Source organism: Pseudomonas sp. E141 (assembly GCF_052659885.1).
Genome location: NZ_CP084024.1, coordinates 4,274,322 through 4,297,365 on the forward strand (window position 1 = coordinate 4,274,322; position 23,044 = coordinate 4,297,365).

The window sequence follows — 23,044 nt, forward strand, 5'->3', positions numbered from 1 at the left end:
CATAAAAAACCCCGCTCGGCAAAACCGGGCAGGGCTTTTCGGTGTTACGGGTTACCGTCAGGCGACGTTCATGGTCTTGTGCGTCTCGATCAGATGCGCCACCACACCCGGATCAGCCAAGGTGGAGATATCACCCAGCCCATCGTATTCCGCCGTGGCGATCTTGCGCAGGATGCGGCGCATGATCTTGCCGGAACGGGTCTTCGGCAGGCCCGGGGCCCACTGGATCACGTCTGGCGAGGCAATCGGACCGATCTCCTTGCGCACCCAGTTCTTCAGTTCCAGACGCAAGGCCTCGCTGGTTTCTTCGCCGGCATTGAGGGTCACGTAGACATAAATGCCCTGCCCCTTGATGTCGTGCGGCACACCCACCACCGCCGCTTCGGCGACTTTCGGGTGGGCAACCATGGCGCTTTCGATCTCGGCCGTGCCCATGCGGTGGCCGGAGACGTTAAGCACGTCATCCACCCGACCGGTGATCCAGTAGTAGCCGTCCTCGTCACGACGCGCACCGTCGCCGGTGAAGTACATGCCGCTGAAGGTCTTGAAGTAGGTATCGACAAAGCGGTCGTGGTCGCCGTACAGCGTGCGCGCCTGGCCTGGCCACGAATCGAGGATCACCAGGTTGCCTTCGGCCGCGCCTTCCACCAGGTTGCCAAGGTTGTCCACCAACGCTGGCACCACGCCGAAGAACGGACGCGTGGCCGAACCCGGCTTCAACGCCGTGGCACCCGGCAATGGGCTGATCAGCACGCCACCGGTTTCGGTCTGCCACCAGGTGTCGACGATCGGGCAACGTTCCTTGCCGACATTCTTGTAGTACCAGTCCCAGGCTTCCGGGTTGATCGGCTCGCCCACCGAACCCAGCAGGCGCAGGCTGCTGCCATCGGCACCTTCGACAGCGGCGGTGCCCGAGGCCATCATCGCGCGGATGGCGGTCGGCGCGGTGTAGAGAATATTGACCTTGTGCTTGTCGATGACCTGGGCCACACGGGTGATGTCCGGGTAGTTCGGCACGCCTTCGAATAGCAGCGTGGTCGCGCCATTGGCCAACGGGCCGTAGACGATGTAGCTGTGGCCGGTGACCCAGCCGACGTCGGCGGTGCACCAGTAGACTTCGCCCGGTTTGTAGTCGAACACGCGCTCATGGGTCAGGGCCGCATAGAGCAGGTAACCGGCGGTGGTGTGCTGCACGCCCTTTGGCTTACCGGTGGAACCGGAGGTGTAGAGGATGAACAGCGCCTCTTCAGCGCCCATTTCCTTCGGCGCACAAACGGTACCGGCCACTTTCATCAGGTCTTCGTACCAGATGTCACGGTGCTGGTTCCACTTGATGTTGCCAGCCGTGCGCTTGCACACGATGACTTTCTGGATGCTGCTGGTTTCCGGGTTGGTCAATGCATCATCGACGTTGGCCTTGAGCGGGATCTTCTTGCCTGCACGAATACCTTCGTCAGCAGTGATCACCACTTTGGATTTGCAGTCGATAATCCGACCGGCCAGTGCTTCCGGCGAGAAACCGCCGAACACTACCGAGTGAATCGCGCCGATCCGGGTGCAGGCCAGCATGGCGACCACGGCTTCGGGGATCATCGGCATGTAGATCGTCACCACGTCGCCGCGATGCACGTCCTGGCCGCGCAGGGCGTTGGCGAACTTGCAGACTTCTTCATGCAGCTCGCGATAGGTGATATTGCGGCTCTCGGCAGGGTCATCGCCCTCCCAGATGATCGCAATCTGATCGCCGCGCTCGGCCAGATGACGGTCGAGGCAGTTGTAGGAAACGTTCAAGGTGCCATCGGCAAACCACTTGATGTCGACATGGTGATCGTCGAAGGACGTCTGCTTCACCGTGGTGAAAGGCTTGATCCAGTCGAGGCGCTTGGCCTGCTCGCGCCAGAAACCATCCGGGTTGACCACCGACTGCTGGTACATGGCCTTGTAGGTCGCCTCGTCAGTCAGCGTGTTAGCCGCTACCTCGGGACGAACGGGATACAGAGAAGCCGCACTCATCTTTCTTACCTCGGTGACATAGTTGTTTTTGTATGTACCCGTTGTAGCCGGGGCGAGCCTATAGAACCATTCGACGATGGTAGTAACAAGTCCCTACAAAATGTCGGTACTAACGTGCAAACCCTGCCAGTTGGCCTTTTCCTGTGGGAGTGAGCCTGCTAGCGATAGCAGTGTGTCAATCAACAGTGCTACTGGCTGATCTGACGCCATCGCGAGCAAGCTCGCTCCCACAGGGATCTCCAATAAAACGAAAATCCCATACACACCACAGACCCATTGTGGGAGCGAGCTTGCTCGCGATGGCGGCGGCAAATCCAACATAGATGCAACAGACAACACCCGCCACCTGCAACGATTATTACCAGATCAACCAACAGTGTTTATCAAAACCCGGTCTTTTTGCGATTAACCCCACCCCCTAAAATCCACCTCGCCAACCGGCAAACACGATTAACGCAACACAGCCCCCACGAAGGCCGTTAATCCAACTCCCAAAACCTGTTCCACACGCAGCCCCAAAAAGGTTGCGTGACCCCACTCGACCTCAAAAAAGGTGAAACAGATGAAAGCTTTATGGGTTCTGGTCCTCGCTGGCCTTAGCGTCACCGCGATGGCAGATGAGGCCCCGACCGACGTTGCACAGCAAAAACCAGCCATTGAGGAGTACACCTACTCCACCCACCTGGACATCGCCAAAGTCATCTCCATGAGCGACATCCCGAACGTCTGCGAAGTGGTCCCGGCCAAGATGGAATACGACGACTCCAAAGGCCAGCGCCACATCCTGCGCTACAGCGTCATGGGCACCGGCTGCTCCAACGGCTGATCAACTTAAACGAACCAGGAGCAACCTCCATGAAAACCAAACTGATCCTCGCCTTGACCCTGTCCGTCCTGGCCGCCCAGACCTTTGCCGCCGACGGTTATGACCGCACCGGCTCCGCTGTCGCTGAAGACGGTTACGACCGAACCGGTTCGGCCACCGTTGCCGAGGATGGCTACGACCGCACCGGCTCCGCTACTGTCGCTGAAGATGGCTATGACCACACCGGTTCGGCACATATCGGTTGATCATAAATGGCATTTTCCATAGCCCGATTTTGATCGGGCTTGGTTGTGTCTGTAACCATCAAAAAGCCCTTGCAAACACAACATGTAGTGCAAAACCTCAAAAAACGCTCGTTTTTTGATCAAAAAATACCGTCACCCGACCCATGCAAAAAAAATCTTCAGCGGCCAAAGCCTTGTAAACCCTTGCTCCCACGCGGATATACCGCCCGCGACCTCCTCCGTGGGCTATTTCGCCGCAGCACGTAGGCAAAAAAGTCCTTATAATGCCGCCTTAAACGGGCCTGCAATATTCCCTTACAGGGAGTCAAGCCAGCCTGAAGCCCACGCAGAGGCCTGGCGCCTCCTCGCGTACACAGCCGCTTCAGAACGACCCGTACATTTTTCTGTTTATTGCCTGCGTCAGCTGCTGCAACAAACGATTTTCCAAGATCCACCGCGGCCAGTAGGCCTTCATCGGGCATCTGGCCCTCACGCAGGAGACAACACGTCATGCTGAGCTGGGACGAATTCGACAAAGAAGACGACGGCGAAGTCGCTGTAAAAGGCGCCAACGCCGGCCACGCTTCTGAAGCCAACATGGACCGCCTCGACAGCGCCGGCGGTGCCGCCGCCCTCGAAGCCCGGGCCGTGACGGCCAGCGACTCGGCCGCGATCATTCGCGCCAAGGCCGCCCTCGACAAACTCGACGTCGCCGAAGGCCTCGCCGAACTCGAAGGCGCCTCCGCCCGTGTCGCCGTCGATGAAAAACGCATGATCAACTGCCGCGCCGACCTCAACCAGCTCGTGCCATTCAAATACGACTGGGCCTGGCAGAAATACCTGGACGGCTGCGCAAACCACTGGATGCCGCAAGAAGTCAACATGACCGCCGACATCGCCCTCTGGAAAACCCCGGAAGGCCTGACCGACGACGAACGCCGCATCGTGATGCGCAACCTGGGCTTCTTCTCCACCGCCGACTCCCTGGTGGCCAACAACCTGGTCCTGGCCGTATACCGCCTGATCACCAACCCCGAATGCCGCCAGTACATCCTGCGCCAGGCGTTTGAAGAGGCGATTCATACCCACGCCTACCAGTACTGCATCGAATCGCTGGCCATGGATGAAGGCGAAATCTTCAACATGTACCACGAGATCCCATCGGTCGCGAAAAAAGCCGCCTGGGGCCTGAAATACACCCGTTCGATCTCCGATCCGAAGTTCGAAACCGGCACCCCGGACACCGATAAAGAGTTGCTGCGCAACCTGATCGCCTACTACTGCGTTCTGGAAGGCATCTTCTTCTACTGCGGCTTCACCCAGATCCTCTCCATGGGCCGCCGCAACAAAATGACCGGCGTCGCCGAGCAGTTCCAATACATCCTGCGCGACGAATCCATGCACCTGAACTTCGGCATCGACGTGATCAACCAGATCAAAATCGAAAACCCGCACTTGTGGGATGCCGAGATGAAGGAAGAAGCGACCCAGATGATCCTGCAAGGGACTCAGTTGGAGATCGAATACGCGCGCGACACCATGCCTCGCGGCGTGCTGGGCATGAACGCGGCGATGATGGAGGACTACCTCAAGTTCATCGCTAACCGTCGCCTGTCGCAGATTGGTCTGAAGGAAGAGTATCCAGGGACGACGAACCCGTTCCCTTGGATGAGCGAGATCATGGACTTGAAGAAAGAGAAGAACTTCTTTGAGACTCGGGTGATTGAGTATCAGACGGGTGGGGCTTTGAGCTGGGATTGATTCGAAAGAACGTAGGTTTTCACCACCGCCTGAAATTTTTTCACCAACACTGAACTGAAGCTTCACCGTTCGAGCAATACAGATTGAGTGCACGGCAAGCCTATCCGGGCCCGTGCACCCAATCTGCAGAAATTTTCGCTCACCGCAAACCCCTAGCCAAGGCCCCAACGTAAAATCCTGTGAATGCCATGACGTGGTTAACCTTGCAGTTGACGAGTTAACCAGAGAAGGTTAATCTCGCTCTGCAACTGGTTGATAAGAGGTTTACGGGAGAAAAGAAAATGTTCACACAGTTCGGTAAGCTGCTTAGAAAGATCCGCATCGATCGCGGGATGCTTTTGAAGGACATGGCCGCTGGCCTGGACGTTAGCTCGGCTTACCTGTCTGCCATTGAAACCGGCAGAAAGGCGGTCACGGATGACGTCGTTGCAAAAGTAGCTGAATACCTCGGCTATCCAACCCATTCAGATGAATACCAAGAATTGTACGACGCCGCACAGATCACGAAAGGTGAGGTCTCGATAAGCACCATAGGCGCCTCGCCACTCAAGCAACAGGCAGCACTCGCTTTCGCACGTCAATTTAACGAACTGGAGGGAGACGACATGGAAAAAATCCTATCGCTTCTGAAGGCAGCCAAGAAACCACGAGGTTAAGAGCATGAGCGGACCATCTTACGAGGTGCCGCCCCTGAGCCTGATGAACATCATGAGCTCGTCCAGCGGGATTAGGGATTACTTTAAAACGCCGGACGGGTCCTTTCCGATTATTCAAATACTTGAATGGGTACTACCAGAGGTGATGCCTGGCTTCGAATTCATTCAAGGTACGAAGGCGGAGATGGGGGCAAACCACGGCCTAACGATCCCAAGCCAAAAACAGATTTGGCTTCGAGAGGATGTTTATGATCGCGCAGTGGACGGACACGGGAGAGACAGGTTCACAGCCGCCCACGAACTAGGACACCTCCTACTTCATGGTTCGGTGAATCTGACATTTCACCGAAGTAGCCAAGGGCTACCGAAATACAGGTGCAGCGAATGGCAGGCAGATAGCTTTGCCGGTACGCTTCTCATGCCACTTGAGGAGGTGAAAAAGTGTTCGTCAATCAATGAAATAGCTCAGCTCTTCGGCGTATCCGTTAAAGCGGCGGAAACCCAAAACAGCATCTATTCCCAAAAGGGATTGATGAGAAAACTCCCATGACCCAGTCGCCACTGAATCATGGTAGATGCGGGCATCCCTGAAGGGGCCCTCACTTGCGCGTCGTTTGCGGGCGGTATTCTAGTTGACTGACCCCATAATGCAAGAAAAATTTCCTTCAGGAAGGAGGTGAATTATGAATGGAACGTAAGCCAGCACCCCCAGGGTTCAAATGGGTGTTCACTCGCTACCGTCGAGTCAAAAACTCTGATCGGGTTCTCGACGCACACGAGTACGGTTACGAAGCCTGGGCCTTCCTGGTCCGTGGCTAAATGACCACAACCGGCTCGTAGACTAGAAACGAGCGGACTAATAAAGGTCGAGCTATGAGGTTAGGTTGCAGCCTAATCTCTAGCCGCCAGCGCTGTGAAACCTTCGATGCAGCGCAGCACAACAGGTGTTTCTTAAGGAATCTGTTTTCAACCTTAGCACACCGATTGGCGACCGTACTAGAAGGGAGGCTCTTCAAAGGTAAGCTTTCATGAAAACCTGCCCTATCAATCGGCCTGTCCATGTCCGTCAGTACGTCCGCCATCGCCGCGGACGCACCGAGGTTGTGCGCCCCCATTGCCGACGTCGACGCAGACGCTAAATGCTAGGATGGGCGCCAAATGGCGCCCTCCGCCCCTCCCTCGCTTCCAGCAATTGCCGGCAGCCCAATGCTGGCCAATTGACTGCGCTCCCGTTTTCATCATAATGCCCGCATTGGAACGCAATCAAAGTGGGCAGGGATGACTACGAATGTAATTTGCCGCATGCAAAAAATGCTAGCCAGCGATTCACGCTGGTCCTTTGCCCTCCCCGGATCCCCAAATTTGCTCGCCTACGTGGACGACACAGGCTTTGACAAGCTGGCAATACGTGGTAATCACGCTATGGTATTTGCCGGAGACGGGCTTTTGGTGGAAAAGTGGAAGCAGTGGTTCACTCAACCAGCGCTAGATTTCGAGCATCTTCCAGCGGTGGAACGTGAGATCGAAGGTTATCTTGAACCTGAACCAGTGCTCATTAGTCTGATCAGGACATCCTCATGCGAGATTTTGTATGAGACCGAAGATTTTCTTGCTCACGGTGAATCTGCGACATTCGCAGGTAGCGGCGCTTCGTTCGCCATGAGCTGTTACGCTGAGAACGGGTGCTGCAAGACGGCCGTCGCAACGGCTGGTAAACATGACCCTGCCACTGGTGGCGAAACGAAATTCATAGATCTGAGCACACGGCAGCACAATCTGTCGCAGATCTCAGCATCGCTGCGAGAAGCAACGCAGGCTTTCATGGAGAGAGGAATCGTTATGGATATCACGACCAAAGAGAAAACAGCTTTCCGCGAGCTGATTGGCACCTCTCCAGCTATGGATGTCGGCGACGCTCGCTTATCAGCCCCTATAGGGAAATCTGGCCATCGCTGGACAGAACATGAGAAAGGTAAGCTTTTTGCAGCGCTTCAGGATATGAAACGCTACGAGGAGCAGCAACCCCCGATTACTTACTAAGCCGTTTTTAGTCAATATGGAAGGCCTACCTAGGTAACACCCAGGCTCTATATGAGATTTCGAGAACCAATTGGTCTCGAATGTGGCCTGGGAGAGCATCTAAGATGCGTAACCGTCTGGCCAACTCACCTCTAAGCACACAGACCAGCTCAGACTAGAACCAGTGGAAAGCAAAGCCTTGCCCGCAGGTATACCCATTGAAATAAGCCTGTATCTGACGTAGCTCATGCAGAGCCTGCCAGCGGGTCGCAATCGACGATGGCTTCATTGTATACTTCTGCTTCGCATACCCCTTGAGCTACAGGAACATCAGCATGACTGTACTCCAAACGATCTACTGGCAGCCTACGCCGCCTTAGCGCTACGCCCCCTCGCAACAACCTGCTTCCGCTAGCCTCGCTCGCGGGTGCGCATTGCTGTACGCCTGGTTTACACCTTAAGCACACAGCAAAAAAATCCTCAAAATTTGAACTTGTATCGATTCGCTCGCCTTTCCTTGGCGTGCGCGATGCTTTGCCTTGGATATTTCTATGCTGCATAAACTTAGACAAACGTGGTTTTCCAACGTCCGTGCGGACGTGCTCGCGGGGCTGGTGGTCGCACTCGCGCTAATCCCGGAAGCCATCGCCTTTTCCATCATCGCCGGGGTAGATCCCAAAGTCGGTCTCTACGCCTCCTTCTGTATCTGTGCTGTCATCGCCTTTGTCGGCGGGCGCCCAGGAATGATCTCGGCGGCGACAGGCGCCATGGCACTGCTGATGGTTACGCTGGTAAAAGAGCATGGACTCCAGTACCTGCTGGCCGCGACTCTACTATGCGGCGTCCTTCAAATCCTTGCCGGCTACCTGAAGCTTGGCTCGTTGATGCGCTTTGTTTCACGCTCGGTAGTCACCGGTTTCGTAAACGCATTGGCGATCCTGATTTTCATGGCGCAATTGCCGGAACTTACGAATGTCACTTGGCACGTCTACGCCATGACAGCAGCGGGCCTCGGGATCATCTACCTGTTCCCATACGTACCGAAGATCGGCAAGCTGATTCCGTCACCGTTGGTGTGCATCCTGACGCTGACTGCCGTCGCCATTTACCTCGGTTTGGATATTCGCACCGTCGGTGACATGGGCCAACTGCCGGATACGTTGCCGATTTTCCTTTGGCCCGAAGTGCCGCTGAACTTTGAAACCCTGCGCATCATTTTCCCGTACTCGGCTGCGTTGGCAGTAGTGGGTCTACTCGAATCAATGATGACCGCGACCATCGTCGACGACCTGACCGATACCACCAGCAACAAAAACCGCGAGTGCAAAGGCCAGGGTGTGGCCAACATCGCTGCCGGCATGCTTGGCGGCATGGCAGGTTGCGCCATGATCGGCCAGTCGATCATCAACGTGAAATCTGGTGGCCGCACCCGTCTCTCGACATTGTGTGCCGGCGTTTTCCTGCTGCTGATGGTGGTATTTCTTGGCGAATGGCTCTCCAAAATCCCTATGGCGGCACTCGTGGCTGTGATGATCATGGTGTCCATCGGCACCTTTAGCTGGGATTCTTTGCGTAATCTGAAAGAGCATCCGCTGTCGACCAACCTCGTCATGGTGGCGACCGTCGTGGTCGTCGTGGCCACTCACAACCTGGCCTACGGCGTACTGGTAGGTGTGCTGCTGGCTTCGCTGTTCTTTGCCAATAAGGTCGGGCACTACCTGGATATCAAGAGCACTCTGGAAGAGACGAAATCGCATCGGACTTACCACGTCGTGGGCCAGGTGTTCTTTAGCTCTGCGGACAAGTTCACTGAAGTTTTTGACTTCAAGGAAGCGCTCAACAAGGTCACCATCGATCTCACGCAGGCGCATTTCTGGGATATTACCGCTGTCGCAGCGCTGGATAAGGTCGTGATCAAGTTCCGACGCGAAGGCGCTGAGGTTGAAGTGCTCGGTCTTAATGACGCCAGCGCAACAATCGTTGACCGCTTCGGCGTGCATGACAAGCCCGGTGCCATCGACAAGCTCATGAGCCACTAAGGAGAACGACAATGACCCACGTAATGGCATGCATTGATAACTCACAATCCTCATTGGCGGTCTGCGATTACGCAGCATGGGCCTTGCAACGACTCAGCGCTCCCCTGACCTTGCTTCATGTGCTGGATAAGGAGAAATATCCTGCATCCGCTGACCTCAGCGGCAATATCGGTCTCGGTAGCAGAGAACATCTACTGGAAGAGTTGGCCACGCTGGATGCGCAGCGTGCAAAACTGGCCTTGGAGCATGGGCAGCACATGCTTGAAAAAGCTCGCGAGCGAACAGTCCTCTCTGGCGCCATGTCACCTGATCTGAAGCAGCGCCATGGCCATCTCGTCGAGAGCCTGAGCGATCTCCAAGACGATATTCGATTACTGGTGATTGGAAGAGTCGGTGAGGACAGCACGCGCAGTGCCCAAAGTCTTGGCAGCCAGATTGAAGCGGTAGTCCGAACTATCCACCGCCCCATCCTGATTACAACCAGCCATTTCAGGAAACCTGAAACGGTCATGGTGGCATTTGACGGCAGCGCTACAGGCCACAAGACCCTACAGATGCTTGCTTCAAGCCCGCTGTGCGAAGGCCTGCCAATTCATATCGTCATGGTTGGTACGGACTCTGAAGAAAATCAGAACGAGCTGGAGAAAGCACGAGCCACACTTGCCTCTTTTGGCTCGCTGGTGCATGCCGAGATCCGCCCAGGCGAAGTAGAGTCGGTACTGCATGCGTATCAGGCAGAGCACGGCATTGACCTCTTGGTCATGGGGGCGTACGGGCACTCACGCATCAGGCAGTTTCTGATAGGCAGCACGACCACGACGATGCTGCGTACATCCACTGTACCCGTATTGCTGCTTCGCTGAGCCAGTTCCACTGGCCACAGTATTTCCATGACTGCGGAAATACCGTGGCCACCCTGGACGATGACTAACTGATCTTGCCGTAACGAGACCACATGCAACTCATAACTGAAATTGTTCACCCCGAGCTGAAATCCAAGCAGGGCAGAGTATTCCGTAGACATGCAGCACGCGGCATCGTGATGCGGGATGAACAGATCCTGTTGCTGTTCACCGAGCGCTATAACGACTTCAGCTTTCCTGGAGGCGGTCTTGATGGTGACGAGGACATTGTCGCAGGCCTGAAGCGTGAGCTGGAGGAAGAGACTGGTGCTCGTCAAATACAGGTGCTCCAGCACTACGGTTACATCGAGGAGTACCGACCCTACTGTAAGCCACAGTACGATCTGATGCACATGACCTCGCATTTTTATCAATGCGAAGTCGCGCCCCAGCTAGCGCCCGTGAGAATGGAAAGCCACGAAATCGCTAATGGTATGCGGCCTGTCTGGATCAACCTGCATGAAGCCATAACGCACAATGAAGCCGTGATGCAGCGTCACGAGTCTTCGATGGGGCAATCAATTCTGCGCGAAACCTACATGCTGAGAAAAGTCGCTTCCGAATTGTTGATGCCAATCAGCCTTTGAGCTGACTATTGGAGAAGTCCACTTAGCCTGTATCAGGCAAGCATCCAATGCTGCGGGAGTAATTGCGTGATTTCGCTCGCCCGCTGTGTCGGAAGCCGCATCAGTACATCCTTGAGATAGGCATACGGATCGTGCCCATTCATACGCGCCGACTGGATCAGGCTCATGATTGCCGCCGCCCTTTTTCCACTGCACAGCGACCCGGCAAATAACCAGTTCGAGCGCCCAAGCGCCCACGGCCGGATCAAATTCTCTATCTGGTTATTGTCGATGGGCACAGCACCATCTTCCAGGTAGCGCGTCAGCGCTACCCAGCGTTTAAGGCTGTAATCCAGGGCCCTGGCCGTGGCCGTGGCCGAACCCTGGGGCACAAGTTCGCGTTGGGCCAACATCCACTCATGCAGTTTTTCAGCGATGGGCACCGCTGTTTCCTGACGTAATCGCCAGCGGTCTTCGTCGCTCATTTCCTTGGCGTGTCGCTCGACTTCATACAACCCGCCAATCGAGTGAAGCGCCTGCTCCGCCAACTGGCTTTTATTGGCTGCATGCAGGTCGAAGAATTTGCGGCGTGCGTGGGCCATGCAGCCGATTTCGGTGATGCCCAGCTCGAAGCTGGCCTTGTAGCCGGCGAAGTCATCGCAGACCAGCTTACCGTTCCAGGTGCCCAAGAAATTACGCGCATGTTCGCCGGCACGGCTGGGGCTGAAGTCGTAGACTACGGCCTTTAGGGCCGAGAAAGGCGTGGTGCTATAGGCCCACACGTAAGCACGGTGGGTTTTCTTTTCGCCTGGTGCGAGCATCTGAACCGGGGTCTCATCGGCGTGGATCACGCCCTGGGCCAACACATGCTCACGCAGCGCATCGACCAGAGGCTGGAGTTGCACACCGGTCTGTCCGACCCATTGCGCCAGTGTCGAGCGAGCAATTGCCAGTCCGGCCCGGCCAAAAATCTTCTCCTGCCGGTACAGCGGTAAATGGTCGGCGAACTTCGCCACCATCACGTGGGCCAACAGGCCTGCGGTCGGGATGCCCTTGTCGATCACTTGGGCCGGTACAGGCGCCTGGATCAGTGTTTCACACTGACGGCACGTCCATTTTCCACGCACATGCTGCTCAACGGTGAACACGCCCGGAGTGTAATCGAGCTTCTCGCTGACGTCTTCGCCGATTCGCTGAAGCTGGCAGCCGCACGCGCACTGAGTATTCTCTGGTTCGTGACGGATTACGGTTCGCGGAAACTGCGGCGGCAGTGGTGCACGCTTGGGCTTATTACGTGGCTCGGCCGGTGCGGCCGGCGGATTGGCTGCCTTCAACTCGGCTTCGATAGCTGCGATATCTGTATCGAGCAGATCATCGAGCAGACTGCCTTGGTCGGGGCTCAGTTGCTCGCTGCGCTTGGCGAACTTGTGTCGCTTGAGGATGGCGATTTAATGAGCCAGTTGCTCGTTGACCGTTTCGAGGCGTTGGATTTTCTGGCTCATGGAGTCGACCTGGGACAACAACTGCATAGCCTGTTCGGCCAAGCCGCGCAGCTGTTCCGGTGTCATCTGGTCGAGATTGGGCGAGGAAGTCATGCCGCTGATTGTGTCAGAGCAGGTCGTCAACAGCGATAAACCGATGGGCTAATGGCAGGGGCTAAAGCACTGTGATCGCGCTGCCTGCGCCGACCCGCTGCCACGGCAAACCCAGTACCAAGGCTTGAAGTTGCTCGTTATCGAGTTCGACTTCCGATCCGTGACGGATGCCGGGCCAATGAAACTTGCCTTGGTTCAATCGTCGCGCTGCCAGCCAAATGCCCACACCGTCATGCACCAAGACTTTCATTCGGTTGGCACGGCGATTAGCGAAGAGGTATGCGTAGTGCGGCTTCGCCACACCGAACACTGCGATCACCCGGGCCAACGCGGTCTCAGTGCCGGCACGCATGTCCATAGGCTCGGTGGCAAGCCAGATGGCATCGATCCGAATCATACCAACAGGTCTCGCAGAAAGGTGGCACAGGCGACAGCGCTTTCGGTCGGCCAGTACACTTTGACGGTGCCACGCGGGTGCTGGATTTCAATGCTGATCCTCGATGAAGCTGCCTGCGAATGTCCTCCGGCTAGCGGCAAGGGCACTGGAATGAAAGCAGGTTGCAGCGCCATGGTTTTGTTCGTGAGTACCCTAATCCATTTATGGACGAGGTTCGCGTTAAGGCTGTGCTTCTGCGCGACGCTGGCAATCGATGCGCCGGGCTGATCGCACTCTTTGACAACTTGGGCCTTGAAGGATTTTGAATAGGAACGGCGTTGTGACTGCATGGAAAGACCCGCTTAAAAGGCTAGAAATGGTGTCCACTTAAATTAGGTGGACACCATCGCCTTTGGCGTCGGGGTCAGGAAGGTGAGTTGGCCGGACGGTTACTAAGATGCTGCGAGGCATGCACCCAATGCTTTCACCACGCATTCAAACTATTTGGTGAAAGCATTAGTGGCAGACGTAGCCGATTTCCGAAGACTATAAGTCGGTAGACGGCAGTTACCTCAAATAGCAAATGCGCTCAAAAAGTCTCATATGGTATGACCATAGCGTTAAAAATTTATTGCTCGAGATCAAAATCCAGATATCCCTGCTTTGAGACCTGAGCACTTCTGTTTGCAATATAATCAATGGCTGAATTGTATTCTCTCCGATACAAAACCCCCAACGACAGCATTAAGCCATGCTCGATATCGGCTTCAGCCACCTCAATAAAAGGCAGTATCGATTTAAGATCTATCTCGTAGAGGCCTTCACCAAGACTTTTACTCTGGGAAGCAATGATCTTAATCAAACCCTCCGACAGATGCTTCATCTGAATGAAGTCACATGCCGTTGAGAAAAGCTTGTACGTAAACGTATTCCTAACATTAGGACTAATCTTAGCTGAAAACACTTCCGCAATTACGGTTGCTCCACCGCGCCGATCAAAGCCCTCCTCGTATCGCACGACGTACATTACGCTAGCCATGTATTCTTCTTTAAGGCTCCGGCCAACAATATAGTCGTCATTTATTAACTGCATATCTAGCCCAAGCATCTTGCTTACCGCTGGAGCCACGAAGAATGCGAGATAATCAAACGAGTCAATTTCCTTCATAAACAGCAGAGTATTCGAGAAAATATTATAAAACCCTATTTCCTCAGCACACTTACGATAAAAGCCGTGCTTCTTTTCCGTATCTAAACCAGCTGCCAAGAAGGATGCGCAATAAAACTCCTGTATCGACTTATGAATGAATTTATATTCATCATAGCCATCCCTAATCAACAAGTTAGTAATTTCGATCAACTCGGAGGCAATGACATCAGCAACCGTGGACTCCTTGCTGAAGTAACCCAACGACTCTGCAATCAAACCTGCCAACTCAGAGAAGCTGAAACTAGCCAATGATTTTCGCTGCGATATAAAGCAGAAATAATCAAAAACATTGCGATAAATGCTTCTATCGTCATTCCAGTGACGCACCCGAGAAACACTACCTTTTAAATTGTCATGCTTCAAAAAAACCGTGTCAAAGATATTCTTGTAAAATTGAGACAACGACTCAGGTATCGATATCCCCAAATTATAGCTAACACAGAAAAGAACCACCAGAATCGGCGATCTCAAAACACTGTCACTTTCTTTATGGAAGTGGCTTCTCTCTAGCGCACCACACAACTCTTCCGCCTTGGTTGGATCACTGCATGTTTTGTGAATAATCGATTGAATCTGCCTTGGCTTTAAAAACTCCACTCGATATATATCAACCCCAACCAAGGCATCAAGCTCAGTGTCCGGACGGGTTGTACAAATGATATTGCAATTATATTTCCTTACAAGCTTGTCAATCTCCTGAAACAAAGAAGCTTTATGATCCGAGGGACACTCATCAAAGGCATCGAGAAAAAGCCGAACATTGCTATCATTCAAGATTTTCTTCAAGCCACCTGGGCTGAACTCAATCCCCTGAGCAGACAGATAATTCGAGATAGCGACCTCAATCTCGCCACCTGCATAATGCTTCAACTCGTAAAAAAAAGGCAACCGACTGATTTTGGAAATATTATTGGAGAGCAGCTTTCGTAAAATTGTCGATTTCCCCTGACCAGCAAGACCAACAATCAATGACGCTCGACTTGAATTATCTAGAGTCGTCCCGTTTTCAACCTCAATCCTTGAATGCCCTGAAAGCTCTAAAGGAACATAAATCTCATCCACATGCACATAACTATCTGGCGATGCAATAGTCTTGATTAGCAAATTCCCAGAACAAGACTTTAGAAAACCATCTTTAAAGTCCGAAAATGACGAAAGCTTATATTTCAAAACCAACGAATCGAATACATCGGATACAATTTTACTTTCAGCTATTTTTTTTGGAGCTCCGGTGGCATTTACCACAGAAATACCTGCAGCCATTGGTTCCATAACAAATTACTCTCCATTCTAACGAAGCCACTGAAGCACACTCAATGATGTCAATTTAGCGAAAAAAAACCGAAACATCAAGCCATTGCACACCTGGAACACACCATCAAATATTGACAGCGCCATACACCCAAAAAAAATAGCGCCGACCAATAATAAAAAAACACTTCAGTAAATTATTACCCTATGGTTTCAGCACAGCGATGGCTTGCTGATAGACATATAACGACCAGGCTCTACGCGAATTATTTCTTCGGAAATCAAGCTCTCCAATGGTCATACGACCTACGACTTCCGGAGGCTGCTATAGGTCTTGAAAGCGTAAAGATCCTGAACGTCATTGAGTGCCGTTAGGTTAAAATACTATAGCGATTTAATTAGGTACGCAGGCGGTTCCGCGCATAGGATCTTCGCACAACTTCTGCTCTCTCAAGATAACAGTTTAGGTGCTCCTGGGCCGTAAGTTAGCGCCGCCGCGAATAGCCGGACGCGCCACGACAGGCGGGGCAGTATCCTCGCCAAAGAAGGCTAGCAACAGTTTGCTTAAGCGGTCAGAGCGATTGATGAACCATGGCACAGTACGATGAATCCTTCGCTAGGTGCACATCGAATATTATACTGGCGAGTATGTCAAGTCAGGGAACGATCCCTAGAAGCCGCTCTAGGAAAGCAAATTACGTGGATTTTCACCTACCCTAAAATTTTTTTCAGTCCTTTCGGACCGCTGCACCATCACAGGGCTCATGTATGTCAAGCAAGCATGCCTAGCTACTGCTGTTGGGTTTGTTGCACTACACTGGGCTCCGCATCAGCGGTGAAATTTGTCCGACCGCCTAGGGCGCGGCTCGTTACTGGCAATGCTCTACTGTGCGTGCTGACCGTCAACCTTGCTATGCAAGACATGATTACCCTGCCCCACAGACCACTAGGAGCATGCATGGCCTGTTTCACCCTGCCTCAGAACATGTCCCTCACAGAGGCGATAAATTTCTGCAACAGATTGTGGGAAGCCCCAGAGGCCGCCAAGTACGAATTGGATTTTCATCGGATGGGTAGGGTTGAGCCGTTCACGATGGCTTACGTAGCTAATGAAATGAAACGTTTCCGCAAGAGCAAAGGAGGAACTCCTTTCACAGCTCTGAACTTCCAGCACCATACCTACCCTTCCCATATGGGTTTCTTCAAGGCCTTCGGGCTTAATCATGGGAACGCCCCTGGGCAGGCAAGCGGTAGCAGTACCTATATTCCGCTAACCCTTCTCAACGTGGCAGACATTGAGGAAGAGGCCGCCAGAAGGGCGCTGAATCCAGGGGATATCTTGGAGGAAAAAGCTTCTCGTATTGCTCAGTTGCTCATTAGGCAGCGCGAAGGAAACTTGGTGGACACACTCACGTTTTCTATCCGAGAAATCATGCGTAATGTCGTTGAACACTCCGGGTCGGATCTTATCGAGTACTGCGGTCAGTACTGGCCAAGTCGTCATATGGTGGAGGTAGCGATCTTGGACGTTGGAAACGGGGTGCGCCATGGCTTGCGGCACAATCCGTACCTAAACATCAGCTGTGATCGCGACGCGCTGCATCTGGCATTACTGCCAGGGGTATCGGGTAAGATGTTTCGGGGTGTGAAAAAACGTCCCAATGACGCATGGCAAAACTCAGGTTTCGGCTTGTACATGACCAGTCGAATCTGCCGGGCGGGTGGGAGCTTTTTCATTGCTAGTAATGAAGCCGGAATCCTGCTCGATGCGACAGGAAAGCAGGATCGCGTCACATCGTATCAAGGGACCGCTCTCCGTCTGCGTTTCAATACCCAGTCGCTCACAGATTATGATGGAATGTTGGCTCGCTTCCGCAAGGAGGGATACGACGCTGCTCGTAAATTTTCGGGGGATCAAGCAATTGAACCATCAATCGCCTCGACAATGCTCGCCCGCGACTTTCAAGCCTGACCCGGCGTAGATACCGAAAATTTCAAAGCGCTGCTAGCGGATCGTGGATTTTCGTTAAGTTCGGGGCGAAACAAACCAACTCCATTTTGATGAGACGCACTTTGTTTTTCCAGATATACCTGGATGGTCGACTCAACTGCACTCCGTGCGACCCGAATGTCCCCGGCGTCAGGAAAAAGGGGCCCATAAGCCTGCTGATCATGTTCTAGGCAGCAGCAGGCGGCATTACAACCAAATCCTCATGCTCTGCGACATGTGTTGAGAGCGTTACCCGCCCATTAACGTTTTACGGTCATGGTCAGGCGCTCGTTCCTTCACATAGACGCTCGCGGTAATCCCGACGGACCGCTCCAAGCCTTTTGAGATTTCTTTGATCAGTGCCTCAGAGGTAGATGCTGTGCCAAGCGGATCCAGCTGAAAACAGAGTCAACACTGAGCAAGCTCGGCTCGTCGATGTCCTGTGATATTAATGATTTCCCTGCCGAAGCTTTCAGCAACCCGAGATTGGGGTTCTGCCGGGAGCTTCATTCGCAAATGGAAGCAGCTGTACTGGGCGCAGAGAGCGGCAGCGTTATCAGAATCTGTGCCTCTGAGACTATCAGCCATGCACCCACTGATGGCGCTGTACCCATTGAAGCCATAGGGTGAGGAAGCCCTGCCAGAAAATGGGCGACCTGCGACCAAAGGGCTGCACTATTCCAGTGATACGCATCGACGCAGTTCGCTGGCCATCGAGACCATGAATACCCGCGCCGAACAGGAGCAGCCGAGACTGGCTCCGTCCATCGAAAGAAACCTTGCATGCTAGCATTCCAGTAATGCATGATGTGTTCATAACTACAAACAAGCGGTGCCCATCATGGTCAGCATTGCGTGCAAAGCCCCCTCAACCTTCACGTCATTCCTCCACGTGAAGCGATCCTCCAAAGGCCGCCATCATGGCAGGTCTTATCCGAATCGTTTTCCCAAGCAGTTAAGTCCTTTCGCTTTCTTGAGCTAGAGGTGTCTGCCTGTTTTGTGCCCACGGCCTCTGGCCCAATGAAAATAAGGAAAATAGAAATGAGCATGATGAAAGCTGCCCGTCTGCATAAGGTTGGTCCGACCTTCCAGCTCGACTCGATCGAGGTCCCGAAACCACGTGCACATGACGTAGTTATTGAGGTGAAGGCTTGCAACTTGGTGCCTAACCTTCGCAATGTCATCGAGAGCTACTCCACCTGGTTCCCCTACCTCCCGCTTCCGAAGCTGCCGGCGGTCTACGGTTTGGACGCTGCAGGCATCGTTAAAGAGGTGGGTGAAGGTGTGCACGGCATCAAAGTCGGAGACCGCGTGTACGTGAACCCCGGCCGTAGCTGCGGCTCCTGTCATGCCTGTTTGCGCGGTCAGCATATCAACTGCACCGCGTTCACCTTCCAGGGCTACTTTGGGTTTGGCCCAGGCTCCCAAGAAATCTTCGAAGACTACCCCTACGGCGGATTGTGCCAATACATGACCGCGCCGGCATCGGGCTTGGTCAAGCTCCCTGAAGCGATATCCTTCGAGCAAGGATGCCGGTTTGGCTATCTCGGCACCGCCTATTCGGCCCTTCGAAAAGCAGGCGTGTGTTCTGGTCAGTCTGTGCTGATCAGTGGCGCCACCGGAACGCTAGGACTCGGGGCCGTCCTACTTGCCTTGGCCATGGGGGCTACAAAAATCTTCGCGATGGCTCGTAACCGCCAACTCTTGGAGCGAGTTCGCGCTCTCGCCCCAGATCGTATTTTCACGATTTCCGTCGGCGATGAGCCACTGGGTGATTGGGTACATAAGCATACCGATGAGCTCGGTGTTGACGTCTTCATTGATGCGGTTGGTCCAGGGGCCCCGCATGAACTGACTGTTGAGGCGATTGGTGCGCTTCGCCGTGGCGGCCGCATGGTGGATATCGGTGGGATGTCTGAGGATTTGCCGGTGCCGATGTTCAAACTCATGTGCTTCCAGATCAGCGTGATCGGCTCCCTCTGGTTCACCGTGGCAGAAGGTCAGGACATGGCCGAGATGGCTGCCGCCGGCACCTTGGACCTGTCGGTATTCGACCAGGAAGTATTCGCCATCGAACAGGTGAACGAGGCGATGGATGCGATAGCAGACCGCAAAGGCGGTTTCACCAACGTTGTAATCAATCCCAGCCTGACCTGAAACGCAGCGCCGCTCGATCGGGCGGCGCTCAGTCGGAGATCCAACATGAAAGTGAGACGAGTAGTTGCAGGCACGCAGAATGGTAAAGCTGTATTCCTAGCCGACGGTTTCGCGCCTCAGACCCATGAGTACAAAAATATTCCAGGATTCGCTACTTCTTTAATATGGCAAACGGTGGCATCTCCGTCCCTTCCTGAAGTATTTGACGATCCAGTTCAAGCCAGCTCTTCACTGCTGCCTCAGCCTGGAGAAACCAAGTGTCTGGCGGTGAGCTTCCCGCCTGACTCAATCTTCCAGACCTCGGACTTCAATCCCGAGGAAGCCCATACTGAGCAGCAACGCCACCTGCTTGGACTGTATGAATGCTTCGACCCTGAGCGACCAGGCATGCACGCATCTCCGACAGTCGACTACGGCATTGTGGTCAAAGGCCCTCTCATTCTCGAACTGGACGACGGCCAGATCAGGGAGCTCGCGAGCGGAGACATCGTGGTGCAGCAAGGCAATATACATGCTTGGCGAAACCCCGGGACCGAACCTGCGTTGGTTACATTCGTCCTGATTGGCGCCCACGTCCCTCGGTAAAAAATTACATAGGATAATAACAATGAAAAGTTATGTAACACGCGCCGGCGTTGCTAGCGCGTTCGGATGCTCTTTGCTCGTTTCTTCGCTATGTTACGGTACTGAAAGTGGAGATACCGTTTGGCCGCTAGGCGTACAGACCGTTCTTCCGGCAATCCTACCCCCACCAGGTGAAACCTCTTTGTACAGTTATACCGCCTACTACAAGGCGGATAGCTTTAAAGACAACAGTGGCAAATCCTCTGTCCCAGGGTTCAGCTTGGAGAATTTTGTTCAAGCTATTCGAGTGGTGCACACGTGGGACGTGAAATTCGATAGCGGCGTTACTCTCAGTAGCGGAATCATCGGGTCAGCGAACAAGATCAAGGTTGAGGCATTCGGAAACAGTGATACAGACTCCGGCTTCAGGCAGCTGTACCTTACTCCTCTGTATGTCGGCTATTCGCCTTCCGAAAACTTGCACTTGCTAACGGGATTCAGTGCCTTTGTCCCATTGGGAAACTATGACGGTAATAAGTTAGCGAATAGCCCGCCAGGCTATGCGAGCTATACCCAGGAATTTGACCTAACCTGGTTCCCCCACCCTAACTGGGAGGTCTCGATTGCACCGACCTTCACCATCAATGCGAAGAACGACGACACCGACTATCGCTCGGGCAACGTGTTCAACGTCGACTACCTGCTCGGCTACAGGCTGCAGTCCAATCCCAAGGTTCAGCTGGGTTTGGTGGGATATTACACCAAGCAGGTCACCGATGATCGCTACGACCATGGTGACCTCGATGATGGGAACCGGCTGAGTAAATTCGCCGTTGGCCCCCAAATCTTCTATGCGTTTGATCAGAAGTCAGGGGTCGTGCTCAAGTGGATGCGTGAGACCGCGGTCAGGAACGGTCCCAAAGGCGACTCGGTATGGCTTGAGTTCGCGTTCCCGCTATGAGGCTAGCTTCTCATCCTCAGGCATTTTAGATACGACGTCCTTCGCCACACTGTGAATATGGCTCGCAGCCGCGTTGGCTGCAGCCTTTTTGTTCCTGGTTTTCAGCGCTGCAAGAATCTCATCATGCTCATCAGTAGCAGCCCCCAAATGCACTTGGAAGCCGCAGGTCTGCACGATGAAAAAGTCGGATAGCTCAAAATTTGCTACTTGGCGTGACGAGAGTATTGGCGATTTCGCCATTGAGTGCAGCACGCGGTGGAATTCTACGTTCAAATTCCGATAACTGTCGGCAGCATCGCTGTGAGCTGGATTGATGCTTCTAATTTTGTCGTTGATCTCGGACATACGCAGTACATCACCAAGGGAGCCACGCTCAGCAGCAAGCCCTGCGATAAGCGCTTCGTTGTTCGCAAACATTTGGTAGAAGTCATCAACTTCCAAACGTGTAGGGTGCACAACCTCACATCCAACCTGGGCAGTGATCACGACAAAGCCCCTTTCCTGCAGGCTGTTCAGTGCGGTCATGATTGGCTGACGACTGACACCCGTTTCCTCGCTGATTTCCTTTACCAGGATTTTTTCACCGAACGCATATCTACGATTCAGTAGACGTTCCAAAATGTGCTGATAGATAGCGGTCTTCTTGTTTGCCACTTGCATCGGTGTGATTTTCCTAGGACTGAGTGCGCGGTTCAACATTTCGCTAACTGGCTTGCATACTAGCATTTCGGATAGTAAACCAGATTTTGGCACCTATCGCTTCGTCATCCGTCGCGACCCATTCCCCAGGCTTGAATCCATTCGACGATGAGCGGGCATCTCCAAGCTTGCATGCTAGCATTCTAGCGTGCATGATTATCAGGCAGACAAAAACAAATCTACCTGCATGGCGCCGCCCCTCTGCCGTAAGGCATCGAGGAAAGCGCTCATGCCGTCCCAGTGCGAGGCGGCCTGCACTGGGGCACGACGTAAAGGTTTCGTATCTATGAACGCTTACCTGCATTGCCTATCGCACACGCCCCTCATTGGGCATTTCGATCCGCCTAAGAACGTGCTCGATGAAGTAGACGAGGTGATCCGCGCCGCCCGTGCACGCATCGCCGCTTTCGATCCTGAACTCGTGGTGCTTTTCGCTCCAGACCATTACAACGGCTTCTTCTACGATGTCATGCCCCCTTTCTGCCTGGGCATGGCGGCAGAAGCCATCGGCGATTTCGGTTCGCTCGCCGGCACTCTGTCTGTCCCCAAATCCATCGCTGAAGCTTGTGCTGAATCTCTGCTGAGCAATGGTATCGACATGCCTGTTTCGTATCGCATGCAGGTCGACCACGGCTTCGCTCAACCGCTCGAATTCCTTCTCGGCGGCCTGGACAAGTATCCGGTCTTGCCGATCTTCGTGAACTGTGTGGCCCCGCCTCTGCCTACCTTCGAGCGGGTCAGATTGATGGGTGATGTGGTCGGTCGATTCACGCGCACCCTGAACAAGCGGGTGCTGTTCCTGGGATCGGGGGGCCTTTCACACCAACCGCCAGTTCCGGAGTTAGCCAAAGTCGATGCCAGGATGGCTGATCGGCTCATGGGCAGTGGCCGCAACCTGCCAGAAGACGAGCGCACCGCTCGCACCCAACGCGTGGTCATCGCAGCTGAGCGATTTGTCGAAGATCAGAACACCCTCCATCCGCTGAACCCCGAGTGGGATCAATACTTCCTCGACGTTGTTGAGCAGGACCTGTTGAGCGATCTGGATCAGCTCCCCAACGCACATCTTTCCGAACTGGCCGGCAAATCCACGCATGAGGTCAAGGCCTGGGTCGCTGCGTTCTCAGCGCTCGCTGCCCACGGCGCATACACCGCGACAGATCGCTACTACCGAGAGATCCCAGAGTGGATCGCAGGCTTCGGCTCTATCAGTGCGCACTCTCAGCGCTAACAAC

19 protein-coding genes and 1 pseudogene are annotated in these 23,044 nt (G+C 53.9%); 14 read left to right on the plus strand and 6 right to left on the minus strand.

The annotated features are described in order from the left end of the window. Positions 1-57: 57 nt before the first annotated feature. The gene (gene acs / locus GKKCFE_RS19125; protein ID WP_047228791.1) at positions 58-2,013 is read right to left on the minus strand and encodes an acetate--CoA ligase; all 1,956 of its coding nucleotides are present in this window, start codon (positions 2,011-2,013) and stop codon (positions 58-60) included. Between the two features lie 562 nt (positions 2,014-2,575). Here acs and GKKCFE_RS19130 point away from each other — a divergent pair. The 9 genes from GKKCFE_RS19130 (at position 2,576) to GKKCFE_RS19170 (ending at position 11,027) form a co-directional block, all read left to right on the plus strand. Beyond that, positions 2,576-2,839 carry a DUF2790 domain-containing protein gene (locus GKKCFE_RS19130; RefSeq protein WP_047228792.1) on the plus strand — a complete coding sequence of 88 codons (264 nt, stop codon included), beginning with the start codon at positions 2,576-2,578 and terminating at the stop codon, positions 2,837-2,839. A 29-nt stretch (positions 2,840-2,868) separates the two neighbouring features. After that, positions 2,869-3,084, plus strand: coding sequence for a hypothetical protein (locus GKKCFE_RS19135; protein ID WP_047228793.1), 216 nt, complete (start codon positions 2,869-2,871; stop codon positions 3,082-3,084). A gap of 489 nt (positions 3,085-3,573) precedes the next feature. Further along, positions 3,574-4,824, plus strand: coding sequence for a ribonucleotide-diphosphate reductase subunit beta (locus GKKCFE_RS19140; protein ID WP_417695946.1), 1,251 nt, complete (start codon positions 3,574-3,576; stop codon positions 4,822-4,824). 281 nt (positions 4,825-5,105) lie between these two features. Next, positions 5,106-5,480, plus strand: coding sequence for a helix-turn-helix domain-containing protein (locus GKKCFE_RS19145; protein WP_342624495.1), 375 nt, complete (start codon positions 5,106-5,108; stop codon positions 5,478-5,480). A gap of 4 nt (positions 5,481-5,484) precedes the next feature. Continuing rightward, on the plus strand, positions 5,485-6,030 hold the full coding sequence (locus GKKCFE_RS19150; protein ID WP_445576952.1) for an ImmA/IrrE family metallo-endopeptidase: 546 nt from the start codon (positions 5,485-5,487) through the stop codon (positions 6,028-6,030). Between the two features lie 728 nt (positions 6,031-6,758). After that, positions 6,759-7,520 carry a hypothetical protein gene (locus tag GKKCFE_RS19155; protein WP_445576953.1) on the plus strand — a complete coding sequence of 254 codons (762 nt, stop codon included), beginning with the start codon at positions 6,759-6,761 and terminating at the stop codon, positions 7,518-7,520. A gap of 530 nt (positions 7,521-8,050) precedes the next feature. Next, the gene (locus GKKCFE_RS19160; RefSeq protein ID WP_445576954.1) at positions 8,051-9,538 is read left to right on the plus strand and encodes a SulP family inorganic anion transporter; all 1,488 of its coding nucleotides are present in this window, start codon (positions 8,051-8,053) and stop codon (positions 9,536-9,538) included. 11 nt (positions 9,539-9,549) lie between these two features. Further along, positions 9,550-10,401, plus strand: a complete 852-nt coding sequence (locus GKKCFE_RS19165; RefSeq protein ID WP_445576955.1) for a universal stress protein — start codon at positions 9,550-9,552, stop codon at positions 10,399-10,401. A 92-nt stretch (positions 10,402-10,493) separates the two neighbouring features. After that, entirely contained in the window at positions 10,494-11,027 is a 534-nt protein-coding gene (locus GKKCFE_RS19170) for an NUDIX hydrolase (RefSeq protein ID WP_445576956.1), read from the plus strand. A gap of 32 nt (positions 11,028-11,059) precedes the next feature. Here GKKCFE_RS19170 and tnpC read toward each other — a convergent pair. The 4 genes and pseudogenes from tnpC to GKKCFE_RS19190 all read right to left on the minus strand — a co-directional run bounded on the left by tnpC (position 11,060) and on the right by GKKCFE_RS19190 (position 15,459). Then, a pseudogene (tnpC, locus tag GKKCFE_RS19175) lies at positions 11,060-12,601 on the minus strand (IS66 family transposase). Between the two features lie 61 nt (positions 12,602-12,662). Then, positions 12,663-12,998, minus strand: coding sequence for an IS66 family insertion sequence element accessory protein TnpB (gene tnpB / locus GKKCFE_RS19180; RefSeq protein ID WP_445576957.1), 336 nt, complete (start codon positions 12,996-12,998; stop codon positions 12,663-12,665). Continuing rightward, a complete protein-coding gene (gene tnpA / locus GKKCFE_RS19185; RefSeq protein WP_445576958.1) occupies positions 12,995-13,327 on the minus strand; it encodes an IS66-like element accessory protein TnpA in 333 nt (110 codons plus the stop codon). The genes tnpB and tnpA overlap by 4 nt, the downstream gene beginning before the upstream one ends. 278 nt (positions 13,328-13,605) lie before the next feature. Continuing rightward, on the minus strand, positions 13,606-15,459 hold the full coding sequence (locus GKKCFE_RS19190) for an NACHT domain-containing protein (RefSeq protein ID WP_445576959.1): 1,854 nt from the start codon (positions 15,457-15,459) through the stop codon (positions 13,606-13,608). A 937-nt stretch (positions 15,460-16,396) separates the two neighbouring features. On the opposite strand from GKKCFE_RS19190, the gene GKKCFE_RS19195 reads away from it, so the two are divergent. The 4 genes from GKKCFE_RS19195 to GKKCFE_RS19210 all read left to right on the plus strand — a co-directional run bounded on the left by GKKCFE_RS19195 (position 16,397) and on the right by GKKCFE_RS19210 (position 21,110). Then, on the plus strand, positions 16,397-17,410 hold the full coding sequence (locus tag GKKCFE_RS19195) for a hypothetical protein (RefSeq protein ID WP_445576960.1): 1,014 nt from the start codon (positions 16,397-16,399) through the stop codon (positions 17,408-17,410). Positions 17,411-18,469: 1,059 nt separating this feature from the next. Continuing rightward, a complete protein-coding gene (locus tag GKKCFE_RS19200; protein ID WP_423519589.1) occupies positions 18,470-19,585 on the plus strand; it encodes an alcohol dehydrogenase catalytic domain-containing protein in 1,116 nt (371 codons plus the stop codon). 45 nt (positions 19,586-19,630) lie between these two features. Next, on the plus strand, positions 19,631-20,170 hold the full coding sequence (locus GKKCFE_RS19205; protein ID WP_445576961.1) for a cupin domain-containing protein: 540 nt from the start codon (positions 19,631-19,633) through the stop codon (positions 20,168-20,170). A gap of 22 nt (positions 20,171-20,192) precedes the next feature. Then, on the plus strand, positions 20,193-21,110 hold the full coding sequence (locus tag GKKCFE_RS19210; RefSeq protein ID WP_445576962.1) for a SphA family protein: 918 nt from the start codon (positions 20,193-20,195) through the stop codon (positions 21,108-21,110). Here the strand turns inward: GKKCFE_RS19210 and GKKCFE_RS19215 are convergent. Beyond that, positions 21,105-21,770, minus strand: a complete 666-nt coding sequence (locus GKKCFE_RS19215; protein WP_445576963.1) for a GntR family transcriptional regulator — start codon at positions 21,768-21,770, stop codon at positions 21,105-21,107. The two genes, GKKCFE_RS19210 and GKKCFE_RS19215, sit on opposite strands and share 6 nt — an antisense overlap. Positions 21,771-22,095: 325 nt before the next feature. Between GKKCFE_RS19215 and mhpB the strand changes: the two genes are divergently transcribed. After that, the gene (mhpB, locus tag GKKCFE_RS19220; protein ID WP_445576964.1) at positions 22,096-23,040 is read left to right on the plus strand and encodes a 3-carboxyethylcatechol 2,3-dioxygenase; all 945 of its coding nucleotides are present in this window, start codon (positions 22,096-22,098) and stop codon (positions 23,038-23,040) included. Positions 23,041-23,044: the final 4 nt, after the last annotated feature.